Genomic DNA, 18,167 nt, shown 5'->3' on the forward strand with positions numbered 1-18,167 from the left:
CAGGTTCAAAGTTTGCCGATTTCATCCAACCTTAAACTTTAAACTTTAAACCATAAACTTTAAACTTTGAACATTAAACTATAAACGCATACTTTTACGTCCATAATGCCGTTCCAACGTAAACCTTTACCAATGCGCAATTTTATTCTTCTTTCCTGTATCGGAATCCTTACTTTTTTATACTCTTGCCGAAGCGATTTTGAATTCCAAAAAAGCACGGGCGGACTGCGTTTCTCACGCGATACGGTTTATCTCGACACCGTTTTCACGAACATCGGATCGAGCACCTACACCCTCAAAGTCTACAATCGGAGCGATAAGGATATCAAAATTCCGACGATACAATTGGGCAAAGGCCTCGATTCCAAATATCGCATCACGGTGGACGGCATGACGGGCGAAAACAACCGCGTTTTTCGCGACGTCGAAATGCTCGCGAAAGACTCCATGTACATCTTTATCGAAACGACGGCCGATGTCGCCCAGGCCGATCCGACGACGTTTTTGTATACCGACCAGATCCAGTTCGGGGAAACAGGAAATTTCCAGAACGTCGAATTGGTGACGCTCATCCAGGATGCTGTGTTCCTGTATCCGCAGCGATTCGACGACGGCACTACCGAAACGCTGCCGCTGGGTGACGAGCAGATTTACGGCTTCTTTCTCGACGAAGACGACCCGAACCACGGGAACGAATATCTGTTTACAGACGAAAAGCCCTACGTGATTTACGGTTATGCAGGAGTCGCTCCCGGAAAAACGCTGACCATCCAGGCCGGAGCCCGCGTCCATTTCCACGATTCATCCGGGATTTTGGTGGCCAATACAGCCACTATCAATGTTGAAGGAACAGCCTCGTCTCAAGGAACCCAGGACGGAGAAGTCATTTTTGAAGGCGACCGTCTCGAGCCGCTTTTTTCGGACATTCCGGGCCAGTGGGGCGCTATTTGGCTCACGCCGGGAAGCACCGGAAATTTCAGTCACGCCACGATCAAAAATGGTTCGATAGGTTTGTATATCCAGGCCAACGCGGGGACGGTCACGATAAACAATTGCCAGATTTACGACAATTCCGTTTACGGCGTTTATGCGCAAACGGCTAACATTACGGGTCAAAATACGGTGATCAATTCGGCAGGGGAAGCGACTTTGGCCTGCACGCTTGGCGGATCCTACGATTTCACCCATTGTACGTTCAACAACAACTGGCAGAGTTCGAGCCAGTTCGCGGTTCTGGTCAACAACAGGCTCATGGACGGCACACAGGAAATACAGGGTTACGACTTGACGGCAGCGAACTTCAAAAACTGTATCATTTACGGCTCCAACCAAGTGGAAATGCTGTTGCAGAAATCACAGGACCAAAGCAAGGCATTTGAATATTCGTTCGACCATTGCCTGCTGCGCTTCAACAACAATACACTGGCGGCCAATCCCTTGTATAACTTCGAGGAAAACACAACGCGTTATCCGGGTTTGAAACGCAACCTGAACCCGCGATTCTGGAACATCGGCACCAATAATTTGAGGATTACAACCGAGTCCGGTGCTGTCGGGATTGCGAACCCTTTGAACGTGTTTTCTCCTGATCTCGACGGAAATGCCAGAATAACCAAAGATGCGGGCGCTTACCAAAGTGCGGACATTCCGGAAGAAAACTAAGAATTATATGTTATTATAAAGACCGGATTTGCTGTCAGATCCGGTTTTTCGATTTTGCACGAGATATGCGTTAGGGATGCGAGCGGATATCCTTTTGAGAGGAACGAACAAAAGATAGCAGCGGGCAGCCCGGCGGCGGCTTGGAAAATGCGATCAGCTTTTTTCAAGCCGCCGAAACGCCCAACCTTTAACTTTAAACTTTAAACCTTAAACTTTAAACTTCGAACTCTAACTTTCAAACCCTTTCACACCCTAATCTTTTTCCCTAATTTTGCACCCGTAAACACAACTCACTTACCATGATCCATTTTTTCGGAAATGAAAGCGACACCGTTTTTGCAGTCCAGACGCAAAACGAGCTTTCAGGCGAGACTATCTCAAAATTGAACTGGCTTTTCGGCAACGCACATAAAATAGAGAAATCCGCCCTTGCGGGTTTTTTTATTGGCCCTCGTGCCACCATGGTCACGCCCTGGAGCACGAATGCCGTTGAGATTACCCAAAACATGGGAATCGACGGCATCGTCCGCATCGAAGAATTCATAAAGGTCGATGCCGATTTCACGGATTATGACCCTATGCTTTCCCAACGCTATCGCGGAATCGACCAGATCATTTTTACCTTCGACATCAAACCGGAGGCGATTCTCGACATCGACGACATCGCCGCTTACAACAACCAGGAGGGTTTGGCGTTGAGCGAGGACGAAGTGGAGTATCTGGAGAATCTGTCGAAAAAGCTGGGCAGAAAATTGACGGATTCGGAAGTTTTCGGATTTTCCCAAGTCAATTCCGAACACTGCCGACACAAGATTTTCAATGGAACTTTCGTGATCGATGGTCAGGAAAAACCGACGTCATTGTTCAGGCTGATCAAGAAAACCTCGGCCGAAAATCCAGGCGATATCGTATCGGCTTACAAAGACAACGTAGCGTTTATAAAAGGGCCAAAAGTCACGCAATTTGCACCGAATTCGGCCGACAAACCTGATTTTTACTCAGAAAAGGAATTCGAATCGGTCATTTCGGTCAAAGCCGAAACACATAACTTTCCAACTACCGTAGAACCATTCAACGGAGCCGCGACCGGTTCCGGAGGCGAAATCCGCGACAGGCTCGCCGGTGGTCAAGGCTCACTCCCACTGGCCGGAACAGCGGTTTACATGACGTCTTATTCGCGTTTGGAAGATGGCCGAAACTGGGAAAACGGGATGGCCGAGCGCAAATGGCTTTACCAAACGCCAATGGACATTTTGATCAAGGCGTCGAACGGCGCTTCAGACTTTGGCAATAAATTCGGACAACCATTGATCACGGGTTCGCTTTTGACCTTTGAACACGAGGAACACAACCGCAAGCTGGGTTTTGACAAAGTCATCATGCTCGCCGGCGGGATCGGATACGGAAAAGCCGACCAATCGATAAAGCAAAAACCGAAAGAGGGCGATAAAGTCGTCGTCCTTGGTGGAGAAAATTACAGGATCGGAATGGGCGGAGCCGCGGTTTCGTCTGCCGACACGGGCGCTTTCGGATCGGGAATCGAATTGAACGCGATCCAACGCTCCAATCCTGAGATGCAAAAACGGGCGGCAAACGCCATCCGCGGGCTTGTCGAAAGCGACCACAACCCTATAGTATCGATCCACGACCACGGAGCCGGCGGACATTTGAACTGCCTTTCGGAACTCGTTGAGGAAACCGGCGGAAAAATCAACCTCGACGCTTTGCCTGTGGGCGATCCGACGCTTTCCGCAAAAGAAATCATCGGAAACGAATCCCAGGAAAGAATGGGATTGGTCATCGGCAAGGACGATGTGGAATTCCTGCAAAAAGTGGCCGATCGCGAACGTTCGCCAATGTATGAAGTGGGCGACATCCTGAACAACCACCGCTTTACGTTCGAGTCCGCGAAGACAGGCGCAAAACCGATGGATTTCGCCATCGAAGACATGTTTGGCGCTTCGCCCAAAACGGTCATGAACGACGTAACGGTCGAACGCGACTACAAAAACGCCAGTTATTCGGTTGCGGACTTCCAAACTTATCTCGAAGCCGTGCTGCAGCTCGAAGCCGTCGCCTGTAAAGACTGGCTCACGAACAAGGTAGATCGCTGCGTGGGCGGGCGCGTGGCCAAACAGCAATGCGCCGGGCCGCTACAATTGCCGCTCAACAACGTCGGAGTCATGGCGCTCGATTTCAACGGGAAAGAAGGAGTCGCGACTTCGATAGGACATTCGCCCGTGGCTGCGATCATCGACGCCGCGAAAGGGAGCCGGACGGCGATAGCGGAATCGTTGTCGAACATCGTCTGGGCCCCGATAAAAAATGGTTTGTCGGGCGTTTCGTTGTCCGCGAACTGGATGTGGCCGTGTAAAAATGAAGGCGAGGATGCGCGTTTGTACGAGGCTGTCGAGGCGTGTTCGGAATTCGCGATCGCGCTTGGCATCAACATTCCCACGGGAAAGGATTCGCTTTCTATGAAACAAAAATATCCTGACGGAGACGTGATTTCCCCGGGAACGGTCATTATCTCGGCCGCCGGAAACTGCACCGACATCACCAAAGTTGTCGAGCCTGTTTTGCAGAAAAACGGAGGCGACATCTACTATATCAACCTTTCGGACGACATCCACAAATTGGGAGGTTCTTCGTTTGCGCAAATTCTGAACGTGGTCGGAAGTGAAGCTCCTGACGTAAAAGATGCGGCTTCGTTCAAAAAGACGTTCAACGTTTTGCAGCAATTGATCACCGACGCAAAAATCCAGGCCGGCCACGACATCGGAAGCGGCGGTTTGATCACGACGCTTCTGGAAATGTGTTTCGCAGATCTGAATCTCGGTGCTGACATCGATTTGTCGTCGTTGAACGAATCCGATTCCGTAAAACTGTTGTTTTCGGAAAACATCGGGATCGTATTCCAGGCCGATGCGTCGGTTGAGGGAATTTTAAAAGCGAACGGCATTGCCTTTTTCAACATCGGAAAACCAACGCAAGGCAACACGGTTTCAATCAAAAACGGCAACGACAATTTCGAACTCAACGTTTCGGAAATGCGCGATACGTGGTATAAAACGTCTTATCTGCTTGACAGAAAACAGTCTGGTGAGAAAAAAGCAAAAGAGCGTTTCGAAAACTATAAAAACCAACCGTTGCAATTCGAGCTTCCCGCTCAATTCGATGGGAAAAGGCCGGTGATCGACGCGTCAAAACCTCGTCCGAAAGCCGCCATCATACGCGAGAAAGGATCGAATTCCGAGCGCGAAATGGCCAATGCGATGTTCCTTGCCGGATTCGATGTGAAGGACGTCCATATGACAGACCTGATCTCGGGACGCGAAAATCTCGAAGACATCCAATTCATCGGGGCTGTCGGCGGATTCTCGAATTCGGACGTACTCGGATCCGCAAAAGGCTGGGCCGGCGCTTTCCTTTATAACGACAAAGCGAAAACGGCACTCGAGAACTTCTTCAAGCGAGAAGACACGCTATCGGTTGGCATCTGCAACGGCTGCCAGTTGTTCGTCGAACTGGGATTGATCAATCCCGGTCACAAGGTGAAACCGCGCATGCTGCATAACGATTCGGCCAAACACGAAAGTTCGTTTACTTCGGTTAAGATCCAAAAGAACAATTCGGTCATGCTTTCGACGCTCGAAGGAAGCAGACTAGGTGTCTGGATTTCGCATGGTGAAGGGAAATTCGAGCTTCCGCTGCCCGAAGATAATTACGATGTCGTGGCCAAATATGCCTATGAAGGGTATCCGGCGAATCCGAACGGGTCGCATTATGACGTGGCGATGATGTGCGACGCGACCGGACGCCATTTGGTGACGATGCCGCACATCGAACGTTCGGTTTTCCAATGGAACTGGGCGCATTATCCTCAAGGCCGCAAAGACGAGGTTTCGCCATGGGTCGAAGCGTTTGTGAATGCGAGAAAATGGATAGACGGGCGCAACTAAGATAATTTCAGCAAAAGACCTTGATTTAGGGTCTTTTTGCATTTTATACCGCTTCGCATTTGACGAATTCCACAAACTTGGCGCCGATCCGGAAGGTTTCGACAAAATTCACGTTAGCTTAAGGTTCTTGGGCGTTCAAACACGGGAGAACCATTATATTTGCAAACAAAAAAATATATGTTCCGCAAGCACATACTTGACCCTTTGCGCGATTGCCTGGTTTCGTCCGCTGCCCAAAATGCGTTTTGCATCGGGGAAACCTTTTATTCGTATTCGGATTTCGGGAAAAAGATCTCGAGCATCCGTTCGGTGCTCAAAGACCAGCAAACCGGAAACCGCATCGGGATCGTGGCCAACGATGACCTGGAAACCTACGCCTCCATTTTTGCCGTTTGGTTCGAGGGACTTGCTTATGTGCCTTTGCATCCGATGCAACCGCTGGAGCGCAATCTCGATATAGCCGGACAGGCGGGGATCACGTTGCTGCTGAATTCCGACGGCAAAGCGGAATATGTCCACCAGGTCACGACCTCGGATCTTCCCGAAGCCGCATCCGACTTCGATTTTACCGAAGTTTCCGACGATTCCCTTGCCTATATTCTGTTCACTTCCGGAAGTACGGGAAAACCCAAAGGCGTCGCCATCACGCGCGGAAACGTGGGCGCGTTCATGGCCGCGTTCTGGAAGGCCGGTTTTGCCATCGACGCTTCGGATCGTTGCCTGCAGTGTTTCGACCTTACGTTTGACGTTTCGGTACAGTCGTTTTTGGTACCGCTTACCAGGGGCGCCTGCGTCTATACGATTCCGCATGACCAGATAAAATACAGTTATGTGTTCGGCTTGCTTGACGATCATCAACTGACATTTGGCGCGATGGCCCCGTCGATGGTGCGTTTCCTGCGTCCGTATTTCGATGAGATCGACGTTCCCTCGATGCGTTATGTGATCATGACCGCCGAAGCGTCTCCGCTAGACTTGATATCGGAATGGGCGAAATGTGTCCCGAATGCCGAAATTTTCGATTTTTACGGCCCGACCGAAGCCACGATCTATTGCACGTATTATAAAATGCCAAGAATCGCTTCCGCCAAAGAACTCAACGGCATGCTTTCGATCGGGAAACCAATGGACGGAATCACAGCCGTGATGCTCGGCGAGGATGGAGAAATCCTTCCGGAAGGCGAAAAAGGCGAAATGTGTATTGCAGGCCCTCAGCTCACGCCGGGCTACTGGAACAACCCTGAAAAGAATGCCGAGGCGTTCCTGAACCTCGAGCTAAACGGTGAAACGCGACGTTTTTACAAGACCGGGGACGTTTGTTATTTCGATGCGGATGGCGACATCATGTATTACGGCAGGCTCGATTACCAGGTCAAAATACAAGGTTATCGCATCGAATTGGGTGAAATAGAGTTCCATTGCCGGGAATTTCTTGGCGGACATAACGCTGTTGTGATCCCTGTCGAAAATGCGATGCGCAATACGGAACTCGTGCTGTTCGTAGAAAGCGCCGCCGATGTAAACGAAACGCTTTCCAGCTATCTCAAGTCGAAATTACCTTCTTATATGGTGCCGGCAAAAGTGGTGCTTCAGGACGTTTTCCCAATCAACACCAACGGAAAAGTCGACCGCAACAAACTAAAAGCGATGTTGAACTGATGGAGATACTATTGAGGAAAGCCGGCCCGACCGATTACCCGTTTTTGGCGGAAACCATCATCAACGCCGAAAAAAGCGGCGGCCAAACCCTGACTTACACGACGATTTTCGGTATTGCCGAAGAAAAGGCTAAAGATTACATCATCCAAATGCTCGACGAAGAGATTGAACACTGCGAATTTTCTGCGGAAGCATTCCTGATTGCCGAATCCGATGGAAAAGCCGTCGGGGCCGTTTGCTGTTGGATCGAGGCTGCCGATGGCATTGCATCGTCGATTCTCAAAGGAAACCTGTTGCGCCATACGCTTCCGAAAGACAATTTCGAGAAGGCGATTCGACTAGGACCGATAATTTCGGAATTGCATATGGAATACGAGGCGGGAAGCATACAGGTCGGATTGGTTTACGTGACCGAAGCCGCGCGCGGAAAAGGCTTGGTAAAGCGATTGCTCGACGGGAAGATTTCCGAACTTCGCACTGGCGATCAGCACGTTTATATCCAGGTTTTCGGAAATAACGCTGCGGCGATCCGGGCTTACGAAAAATACGGTTTCGCTACCGTTGCCCAAAAAACAGCCATACATCCTGAAATCAACGCTTATATGCCAAGCGACACCAAATTGTTAATGAAATTAAATACCGCTACCGGATATGAACCGATCTGAAATCACTGAAAAACTAAACACCATTTTCCCAACCGTATTCAACAAGCCGGGGCTTTCGATAACCGAATCGCTGACTGCAAGCGACGTCGATGGATGGGATTCGCTCACGCACATGATCCTGATCAGCGAGGTCGAGAAGTCGTTCGGTATCACTTTCAAACTGAAGGAACTCAACAAAATGAAGAACGTTGGCGATATGATCGAGATCATCGCTTCAAAACTGTAAGGCGTGGTTTTTACGTCGCTTCACTTTTTTGTTTTTTTTCCGCTGGTTTGCGTGCTGTCTTATCTGACGCCGGCCAGATATCGTTATATCACACTTTTGGTGGCCAGTTATTATTTTTACCTGAACACCAAACCGATTTTCCTGCTGCTCACGGCCGGCATCACGCTGTCTACCTACGCTTTCACGCGCCTGATGGATGCCACGCCGAACGATGACCGCAAGCGCAAACTCATGTGGTGCAACGTCGTTTTGATTTTACTGCCGCTTTTTTTCTTCAAGTACTTCGAGACGATAAACCGGGAAGTCATGCAACTCATGGCCGGTCTCAACCTGTCGTATCCCTTGCCGGACAACCATTGGCTGCTTCCGGTGGGAATCTCGTTTTACACGTTCATGGCCATCGGCTACACGATCGATGTCTATAATGAAGAACTCGAAGCCGAAAAAAACATTGGCATCGTAGCACTGTTTGTCTCGTTTTTTCCGCTCGTCCTTTCTGGCCCTATCGAAAGAGCCGGGAACATGCTGCCTCAGTTCCGCTCGCCCGAAAAACTGGCCGCTTCCAATCTCTCCAAAGGGCTAAAACTCATGCTTTGGGGCTATTTCATGAAACTTGTCGTGGCCGACCGCCTCGGTATCTATATCGACGAAGTTTATTCCGATACGGCAAGCCATAACGGAAGTTCGTATCTTATTGCGATGACGCTTTACCCTTTCCAGCTTTATGGCGATTTGGGCGGGTATTCCCTAATTGCCATCGGCGCTGCCAAAGCGATGGGATTCAACGTGATGATGAACTTCAGGAGGCCGTTTTTTTCGGTTTCCATGTCCGAATTCTGGAGGCGCTGGCATATTTCGCTGATCACCTGGATTACCGATTACATCTACACGCCTTTGTCGTTCTCGTTCCGCAAACACGGTAAATGGGGCATCGTGATCGCACTGTTGCTCGCCTTTTTGATCAGTGGGATTTGGCACGGAGCTTCGCTGACTTTTGTCGCGTGGGGATTGTTGCAGGGCATTTTTTTGAGCGTCGAGGCGTACACGGTCAAATCAAGGGCTGATTTCCGACACCGGTTCGGTCTTGGCAAGCAAGCCTGGTTTATAGCGCTTTCGTGTATTTTTACGTTTTCGCTGTTCGCCATTTCCCAGGTTTTCGCGCGTTCTTCTACCCTTTCGGAATCGTTTACCGTGTTCGCCAAATTGGTATCCGACCACGGAAATCCGTACGTCGACTTTTCGAATCTTACGATAGGACTCGGATTCCTGGCGTTGCTGATGCTTTCCGATTTCAGGGACGAATTCCTGCCCGGAAAATTCAGGATTTTCGACAACCGCAGTTTTGCAGTCCGGTTCCTGGCCTATCTCGCGATTTTCTTTTGCATTGTGATTTTTGGCGTCGTCAGCGACCAGTTCATCTATTTTAATTTTTAGGCGATGAAGGCATTTTTCCTTAAACTCGGAGTTTTCGTTATCGCGGTCGTCGCGCTGATGACGCTTTTTATGTCGCAATTCGGACAGTATGTCGATTACTTCTACGGGAAATTCACGACACCGGCCCAACATTCTCTCATTACCGGGGATTCCAAAAGCCTGTCAGGGTTACGTCCGGCCCTGTTCGACGAACAATTGAAAGGGCAATTCGAGCTGCCGATGTTCAATTACAGTTTCACGATGTCGCAGGCCGTTTACGGAAGCTGCTATCTCGAAAGCATCAGGCGCAAGCTCGATCCCGACACTAAAAACGGCCTCTTTATTTTATCGGTAAGCCCCTGGATGTTGTCCGAACGGCCGGGTGACGAGGTAGAAAACGGTGTGTTTTTCGAATCGGACATGGCGCCTCACAACATGCGTTTTCCGAACATGAAACCCAATCCGGAGTATTTTTTGCGCAATTTCAACAACTTCCATTTCAAGGCGGTTTTCAGACAAGCCTCACGCCTGCACGAAGACGGATGGTACGAAGAGCATAACGTCCCGAACGACGAACGCGAACGCGCTGCGTTGCATCACCATCACGAGGGTTTGTTCCGGCAACAGTCCAAAATTTGGAAACCTTCCGGGTTCAGGATGCAACAGTTAAAAAAAACCGTGTCCTTCCTGAAGAAACACGGAACGGTCGTCTTGTTGCGCATGCCGTCGAGCGCGAACGTCAACAGGATCGAGGACGCCTACTGGCAAAATTTCGACAGCGAATTGCAGCAGGTCGCCAAAAGCGGGGCGTCGTATCTCAACTACGCCAAAAGCTATCAATTCCCTACTTTCGACGGATCCCACCTCGACTACGACACCGCGACGGCTTTTGGGAAAGCGCTTTGCGACACCATCCGAAATTTTCCATCCGTAAAAAACAAGCTTCCCCAATCCTAAAAGTCACACTTTCATGGATTTTTTTTTGGAAGTAACGCCTTACATTTTATTCGTTTTGCTATTTTAGCGCCAACCGACCCGATATGGAACACCCGACCTGCCTGAATTGCGACAATCCTGTCTCGAAAAATTTTTGTGAAGTGTGCGGCCAACGAACCAATACTCACCGCATCGATTTCAAGAGTTTTTTTCTGCACGATCTTGTGCATGGCGTATGGCATCTCGACCGCGGCATCCTTTTTACAACGAAAGAAACGTTCACGCGCCCTGGCAAGGCCGCCCTGGACTACATATCGGGCAAACGCGTTCGCTACTACAACGTGTTCTATCTGACGTTGCTTGCGCTAGGTTTGAGTTTTTCGGTCTCCCATTTTCTCGATGGCTATCTGCCTCATACCGATGAAAAAATCCCGACGGTCTTTGCCTTCCTGATCGACAACCTCAAATGGTTCATCGTCGGGATGATTCCATTCATAGCGTTCAACGGTTATGGCATCATGGACAGGCTCCACCTGAATCTCGCCGAACATTTCATCATCGCGGGCATTTGCCTGTTGGGATCTACGTTGCTTTCGTTCCCGGCCATCCTGTTCTCGTTTTTAGCGGAAAAGACCGGATATGCGTTGTTTGAAATACTTTCAGTCGTTGTCGCTGCCCTGATTATTTTTTTCCCGGTATATGTCTATGCCAACGCCAGTAGCGAAAAGTACAGGTGGTGGGAACTCCTTTGGCGCTTTCTCCTATTTTATACGATCCTTATGATTCAAGGCAGTCTCGTCGCCTCATTACTATTGCTGTTCTGGTAGCGGAACGCCGTACAAGGCGTACTTCCAGACCGCGAATTTTACCAGTTCATTGAGGATTTCGCACGGCTTTTTTTAATAATTTGCAGAAAACAAACACCAATGTCCGATATCAAACGACTTTTCGACTTTCCATACCACCAACTCAAACACTATAGCCGTGAGGATTCGCTCGTTACCAAACAGGACGGCAATTGGATCAAGACTTCCACACAAGAATATCTCGCAAAAGCCAATGCAATTTCTCGGGCGCTGTTGAGGATAGGCGTGCAGAAAGACGACAAAATCGCCGTGATTTCACACAATAACCGCACGGAATGGCATATCCTCGACATCGGCATCCAACAAACGGGCGCTCAGAACGTTCCGGTTTACCCGACGATTTCCGAGGAAGAATACGAGTATATCCTGAACCATTGCGAAGCCACGTATTGCTTCGTTTCGAACGACGAAGTATTGTCGAAGGTAAACGCCATCCGCAACAATCTTCCGAAACTCAAACAAGTCTATTGCATCGAACAGATTTCAGGTTGTAAGAACTGGTCGGAACTTCTCGAGCTTGGGAAAGACGAGAGCAACCAACCTGAAGTCGAAGCCAGGAAAGACGCGATCAAAGCAGATGATCTTGCCACGATCATTTATACGTCAGGCACCACCGGCAAACCAAAAGGCGTCATGCTTTCGCACGATAACATTGTTTCAAATGTGCTTGGCAGCGAGAAACGAATCCCGTTCGAAGCCGGTAAGTCGCGTGCGATGAGCTTCCTTCCGATCTGCCACATTTTCGAGCGCATGGTCGTCTACCTGTACCAATATTACGGCGTCGGGATCTACTTCGCCGAATCGATAGACAAAATCAGTGAAAACATCCAGGAAGTAAAACCCAACGTGATGACGGTCGTGCCGCGCCTTCTCGAGAAGGTGTACGAAAAGATCCACGCCAAAGGTTCCGAGCTTACCGGAATCAAATACAAGCTTTTCTTTTGGGCCATCGGACTTGGCGAATGCTACAAGCCTTACGGACAAAACGGATGGTGGTACGAATTCCAGCTCAAATGGGCGCGCAAGCTCATCTTCAGCAAGTGGAAAGAAGCCCTTGGTGGACAACTCGGCCTTATGGTTTCGGGAAGTGCCGCATTGCAGCCGCGTTTGGCGCGTATGTTCGCTGCAGCTGATATTCCCGTCATGGAAGGCTACGGCCTTACCGAGACGTCTCCTGTGATCGCCGTGAACTGCATCCGCGACAGGCAGTTCAAAATTGGAACCGTCGGGAAACCGATCCCGAATATCGAGGTCAAGATTGCCCAGGATGGCGAAATACTTTGCAAAGGCCCCAATATCATGATGGGCTATTACAAGGACGACGCGAAAACCGCCGAGGTCATCACCGACGGCTATTTCCACACGGGTGATATAGGCGAGATCGACAGCGAGGGTTTCCTCAAGATCACGGATCGCAAAAAAGAAATGTTCAAAACCTCCGGCGGAAAATACATCGCGCCTCAGTTGCTTGAAAATGCCATGAAACAATCGCGTTTTATCGAGCAGGTCATGGTCATAGGCGAAGGCGAAAAGATGCCGGCAGCTTTCATCCAGCCAAACTTTGCGTTCGTAAAGGATTGGGCGCGTATCCACAAGCTCGAAATCGGCGAGAACAATGAAGACATTGTTTGTAATGAAGCCGTCAAACAGCGCATCTGGGAAGAAGTCGAAAAAATGAACGACAAGTTCGGGAATTGGGAAAAAGTCAAAAAAATCGAACTGACGCCACAAATTTGGTCGATCGACGGTGGCGAGCTTACGCCGACGTTAAAACTCAAGCGCAAGAATATTCTGGAAAAATACAAGGATTTGTACCAAAAGATTTACGGATCCAGAAACGAGTAATGCTAAGCACTTAAAGCGTTTTGTAGATTCGCGCGGTTTGCGGCAGCTATCGGATTTACACAACGCGAATCGCTGTCCTCTCTTGACATAACCGCGAACTCGCGAATCTTGATCTCCCCGACTAAATTCGCAAATTCGCGGCTAACGTCTTATCCTTGATTCCATAGCTTTGTAAAGATCGTTGTTGCGTATCACTCCACTTTTATTACGGCCGTCTTTTCCGAAACGCCGTTTTCATTAATGGCTTCGATCGAAAAATAATACGTTTTCTTCAAGTCCATCGTCTTGAGCCAATACTCGTTGAAATCGTGTATCATGATGCAGCTGTACAATTTGTCCGGAGCCGTCCCATAATACAAATTGTAGGCGAACGCATTGTCGACCGGTTCCCATTTTATGTAGGCGCTCCGTTTGTCTTTCTCGGTTCGGAGTACGATCAATTGGCGAACCTTATCCGGTTTGGCCCCGTTTCCGTTTCCGAAGACACGCAATCCTGAAATCGCGAATTTTCCGGTCGGCATATGGATGTTCTCGAGTTTGATGTAACGTGTTTGGATGGATTTTGGCAATTCGATATAATCGTGGGGAACGTCGGTTTTGTTGTTGCTTTTATCGACGAGGACTTTCCATTTTTTCCCATCGTCAGAGCAAAGTATCCGATATTGATGATAGATTCCGGTCTGCTTCCCAAGGAATTCCACATCCTGGTCGGCATAATTGATTTGAATGGCGTTCACGGTGGATTTCTGCCCTAAATCAGTGGCGATCCACTCCCCTTTGCCGGCGGTTTTCGCGCTCCAATACGTCTTGATGTTTTCGTCGTTGGCATTGTTGGCAAAAAAACTACCGAGGGTCGAGGAAACGGTTACCGGCTTTTTATAGTTCAGCAGCATCCATCCGGGAAAAGTTTTGCCGTTTTTCCTGGCCTCCGGCGCATATTGCGGATAATCGCCAAACGCCGTATTACACCACATGACATCGTCTTTGTCAAATCCTGTCGGCCAGATTCCGATGCGGCGCTCCCAAGTGTTTTTCACGCACACAATCGTCGTCGATACATGCCAGTACTGCCCGAATCTGTCCTTGAACGATCCGCCATGACCTGCTCCGCGGTTGAATCCGCCGGGTTTGAAACTCAACGGATCGGATTGTGGTACCACGTTCGGTTCCAGGTCAAACAAAGGCGTGTCGGCCACGACTACACCGTCGGCATAACCGCTGAATTCGGTTCCCGGCGCTCCGTACTGGAAATAGTATTTGCCGTTGTGTTTGGTCATATCGGCACCTTCAATGAACGGATCGAGGAAAGTATTGTCCATGTGTTCGCCGAAACGCTGCCATCCGTAGCGCCAATCCTCCAGAAAATACATTGGGCGACGGCTGCCGATGGGTTCAAAGGTTTTGCGGTCCATCTCGACGCCAAAAACGGGATGCTTGTTGCTCGAGCCGTTGTACATGTAAAATTTACCGTCGTCATCTGTAAAAAAACCGGGATCCCAACCGCCGATGGCAAGTGAATCTTTTATCACGAACCACTTGTTGCTCGCAGGATCCGTACTTCCCCAAAGCGAAAATGTCTTGGTGTAAGTGCTTCCGAAAACCACCATCGTATCGCCAACGATGCCAACTCCGGGTGCGCACAGGTCATCTTTGGTATCGTTCCACGGCCTCAGGAAACTTTTTTTGTGGAATTTCCAATTGAGCATGTCGGCGCTTTGCCAATATCCGCCTTGGTTCGTGGAAAAGAGATAGAGGTCGTTTTTGTAATTTACGATGACCGGATCGGCCGTGGCGCGGTGTTTTCCCCAAGAAGTAAAATTCTCATGAGGCGTGTACCCGTAATCGATGTTGACAGGGTTGCAATACGTTTGTTGTTGTGAAATCGCAAGCATAGGCACAAGAAATGCGACAGCCCGCGCAATGGCTTTGATCATCTTGAAAGGTGTTGGTTTGAAATCTTTAAAATTATCAAATTTGATGTAGTCCTGACACGAACCGTACACATCATCGCCACATCAGACACAAAATTTTACGATAATTTATTATGCATGCATACTACTTTTTATTATATTTGGATTCCACTCGCCCGACATGAAAGACAAAACAATAGACTACATCCTTCGCGCCACATGGCAAGCCGTCTCGAGAATGTACAACGAAGAAGCCAACAAATACGGAGCGACGATGGCCACGGGATTCGCCCTGCTGAGCATGGATCGTGAGGAAGGGACACCTTCGACGGCTTTGGGCCCAAAAATGGGTATGGAGGCCACAAGCCTTACCCGGACGTTGAAATCGATGGAGGAAAAAGGCCTGATTGAGCGTCGGCCGAACCCTGAGGACGGACGCGGCGTCTTGATCTACCTTACGGATTTCGGTCGCGAAAAACGCGAACTTTCCAAAAATACCGTATTGCAGTTCAACAACATCGTCCGCCAGAAAGTAGGTGACGAAAAATTGCGGCATTTCGCCGAGGTCGCCGAAGCCATAAACGAACTCATCACCGAAAAAAATATTTTCAATACAACCGAACAACTAAAATGAAAAGGACTATCAAGAAAGTGGCCGTCGTAGGCTCGGGCATCATGGGCTCGGGAATCGCCTGCCATTTCGCCAACATTGGCGTTGAAGTACTGCTTTTGGACATCGCTCCGAAGGATTTGACCGAAAGCGAGACCAAAAAAGGATTGACGCTCGAGAGCAAATCCGTTCGCAACCGTATCGTCAACGAACATTTGCAGAACGCGCTCAAATCGAAACCTTCGCCTATCTATCACCAGAAATTCGCCAGCAGGATCTCAACCGGGAATACCACCGACGACATGGCGAAACTGTCTGATGCCGATTGGATCATCGAAGTCGTCGTGGAAAGGCTCGACATCAAAAAACTTGTATTCGAGCAAATAGAAAAATACCGCAAACCAGGCACACTGGTTACTTCGAACACTTCCGGGATTCCGATCCAATTCATGAGCGAAGGCCGAAGCGAGGATTTCCAGCAACATTTCTGCGGCACCCATTTTTTCAATCCGCCGCGTTACCTCAAACTGTTCGAAATCATTCCGGGACCTAAAACATCGCCGGAAGTACTTTCCTTCCTCAATGAGTACGGCGAAAAATTTCTTGGGAAAACCTCAGTGGTTGCCAAAGATACGCCTGCGTTCATCGGGAACCGCATCGGGATTTACGGCATACAATCGCTTTTCCACCTCGTAAAGGAAATGGGATTGACCGTCGAAGAAGTCGACAAATTGACCGGCCCGGTCATCGGACGACCGAAATCGGCAACGTTCCGAACGGTAGACGTCGTCGGCCTGGACACGTTGGTTCACGTCGCAAACGGCCTATACGAAGGCGTTCCGAACGATGAAGCCCACGGACTGTTCAAGCTTCCCGAGTTCGTATCCACGATGATCGAAAACAAATGGCTCGGAAGCAAGACTGGGCAAGGTTTCTATAAAAAAGTCGACAAGGACATCCTGACTTTGGATTTGGATACGTTGGAATATCGTCCGAATAAAAAAGCGTCGTTCGCCACGTTGGAATTGACGAAAACGATAGAAAAACCGATCGACCGATTCAAGGTTCTGATCACCGGAAAAGACAAGGCAGGGGAATTCTACCGCAAGAATTTCGCAGGAATGTTCGCCTACGTTTCCAACCGAATCCCTGAAATCACGGAAAATCCGTACAAGATAGACGATGCGATGAAAGCTGGTTTCGGATGGGAAAACGGCCCGTTCGAGATTTGGGACGCCATCGGCATAGAAAAGGGCATCGAACTTATCAAAGCCGAAAACCTGACCTATGCTTCGTGGGTCGACGACATGCTCGCGTCGGGAAACAAATCGTTCTATGCCGTCAAGGATGGTGCGACTTACGCCTACGACATTTCGTCGAAAACACAGCAAAAAATTCCCGGGCAGGAAGCCTTCATCATCCTGAACAACATACGTGAAAACAAAAAAGTTTGGAGCAATCCGGGCGCGACGATACAGGATTTGGGCGATGGCATCCTCAATCTCGAGTTCCACTCAAAAATGAATACGATTGGAGGAGAAGTCATCCAGGGCATCACCAAAGCCATCGACTTGGCCGAAAAGGACTTTCAGGGCATCGTCATCGGAAACCAAGGCGCGAATTTCTCGGTCGGGGCCAACATCGGCATGATCTTCATGATGGCCGTAGAGCAGGAATACGACGAGCTCAACTTCGCCATCAAGCAATTCCAGGATACGATGATGCGACTGCGGTATTCGTCTATCCCGGTCGTGGCGGCGCCTCACGGTATGACGCTCGGAGGCGGATGCGAACTTAGCATGCATTCCGACAAAGTCGTGGCTGCCGCCGAAACGTATATCGGATTGGTCGAATTCGGCGTCGGTGTGATTCCCGGAGGCGGTGGATCGAAGGAAATGGCCTTGCGCGCTTCGGACCAGTTCCACAAAAATGATGTAGAGCTCAACGTGCTCCAGGAATATTTTCTGGCAGTGGCAATGGCGAAAGTCTCGACTTCAGCTTATGAAGCCTACGACACCGGAATTCTGCAGAAAGGCAAAGATGTGATTGTCGTGAATCGCGACCGACAGATCGCCGAGGCAAAAAAGCACGCATTGCTTCTCGCCGAAGCCGGTTATACCCAACCTATCCGCCGCAAAGACGTGAAAGTCCTCGGGAAACAAGCCTTGGGAATGTTCATGGTGGGAACCGACAGCATGGAAGCCGGGCATTATATTTCCGAACACGACAAGAAAATCGCAAACAAGCTGGCTTACGTCATGGCCGGTGGCGACTTGTCCGAAGCGGCATTCGTATCGGAACAATATCTGCTCGATTTGGAGCGCGAGGCATTTTTGTCGCTTTGTACCGAGAGGAAAACGCTGGAACGCATCCAGTTTATGTTGACGAAAGGCAAACCTTTGAGAAATTAAAT

General features: G+C 49.4%; 12 protein-coding genes. 11 read left to right on the forward strand and 1 reads right to left on the reverse strand.

What is annotated here, in order from left to right; all coding sequences use genetic code 11:
• Nucleotides 1-132: 132 nt before the first annotated feature.
• The 9 genes from HC229_RS02610 to HC229_RS02650 all read left to right on the forward strand — a co-directional run bounded on the left by HC229_RS02610 (nt 133) and on the right by HC229_RS02650 (nt 13,234).
• The gene (locus HC229_RS02610; RefSeq protein WP_191018875.1) at nt 133-1,662 is read left to right on the forward strand and encodes a right-handed parallel beta-helix repeat-containing protein; all 1,530 of its coding nucleotides are present in this window, start codon (nt 133-135) and stop codon (nt 1,660-1,662) included.
• Nucleotides 1,663-1,961: 299 nt separating this feature from the next.
• The gene (gene purL, locus HC229_RS02615; protein ID WP_191018876.1) at nt 1,962-5,624 is read left to right on the forward strand and encodes a phosphoribosylformylglycinamidine synthase; all 3,663 of its coding nucleotides are present in this window, start codon (nt 1,962-1,964) and stop codon (nt 5,622-5,624) included.
• A gap of 177 nt (nt 5,625-5,801) precedes the next feature.
• Entirely contained in the window at nt 5,802-7,283 is a 1,482-nt protein-coding gene (locus HC229_RS02620) for an amino acid adenylation domain-containing protein (RefSeq protein WP_191018877.1), read from the forward strand.
• Nucleotides 7,283-7,948, forward strand: a complete 666-nt coding sequence (locus tag HC229_RS02625) for a GNAT family N-acetyltransferase (RefSeq protein WP_191018878.1) — start codon at nt 7,283-7,285, stop codon at nt 7,946-7,948. Before HC229_RS02620 ends, HC229_RS02625 begins: the two co-directional genes overlap by 1 nt.
• A complete protein-coding gene (locus HC229_RS02630; RefSeq protein ID WP_191018879.1) occupies nt 7,935-8,174 on the forward strand; it encodes an acyl carrier protein in 240 nt (79 codons plus the stop codon). Before HC229_RS02625 ends, HC229_RS02630 begins: the two co-directional genes overlap by 14 nt.
• Before the next feature lie 3 nt (nt 8,175-8,177).
• Nucleotides 8,178-9,608, forward strand: coding sequence for an MBOAT family O-acyltransferase (locus tag HC229_RS02635; protein ID WP_191018880.1), 1,431 nt, complete (start codon nt 8,178-8,180; stop codon nt 9,606-9,608).
• A gap of 3 nt (nt 9,609-9,611) precedes the next feature.
• On the forward strand, nt 9,612-10,544 hold the full coding sequence (locus HC229_RS02640) for a hypothetical protein (RefSeq protein WP_191018881.1): 933 nt from the start codon (nt 9,612-9,614) through the stop codon (nt 10,542-10,544).
• 83 nt (nt 10,545-10,627) lie between these two features.
• On the forward strand, nt 10,628-11,350 hold the full coding sequence (locus tag HC229_RS02645; RefSeq protein ID WP_191018882.1) for a DUF3667 domain-containing protein: 723 nt from the start codon (nt 10,628-10,630) through the stop codon (nt 11,348-11,350).
• A 99-nt stretch (nt 11,351-11,449) separates the two neighbouring features.
• Nucleotides 11,450-13,234 (forward strand): AMP-dependent synthetase/ligase, encoded by a 1,785-nt coding sequence (locus HC229_RS02650; protein ID WP_191018883.1) that lies wholly within the window; start codon nt 11,450-11,452, stop codon nt 13,232-13,234.
• 191 nt (nt 13,235-13,425) lie between these two features.
• Here the strand turns inward: HC229_RS02650 and HC229_RS02655 are convergent, their stop codons facing one another.
• Nucleotides 13,426-15,168, reverse strand: coding sequence for a discoidin domain-containing protein (locus HC229_RS02655; RefSeq protein WP_191018884.1), 1,743 nt, complete (start codon nt 15,166-15,168; stop codon nt 13,426-13,428).
• 157 nt (nt 15,169-15,325) lie between these two features.
• Between HC229_RS02655 and HC229_RS02660 the strand changes: the two genes are divergently transcribed.
• Nucleotides 15,326-15,778, forward strand: coding sequence for a MarR family winged helix-turn-helix transcriptional regulator (locus HC229_RS02660; RefSeq protein WP_191018885.1), 453 nt, complete (start codon nt 15,326-15,328; stop codon nt 15,776-15,778).
• Nucleotides 15,775-18,165 carry a 3-hydroxyacyl-CoA dehydrogenase/enoyl-CoA hydratase family protein gene (locus HC229_RS02665; RefSeq protein ID WP_191018886.1) on the forward strand — a complete coding sequence of 797 codons (2,391 nt, stop codon included), beginning with the start codon at nt 15,775-15,777 and terminating at the stop codon, nt 18,163-18,165. Before HC229_RS02660 ends, HC229_RS02665 begins: the two co-directional genes overlap by 4 nt.
• The last annotated feature ends 2 nt before the right edge of the window (nt 18,166-18,167 follow it).

This window comes from Flavobacterium selenitireducens, from assembly GCF_014748335.1.
GTDB lineage: Bacteria > Bacteroidota > Bacteroidia > Flavobacteriales > Flavobacteriaceae > Flavobacterium > Flavobacterium selenitireducens.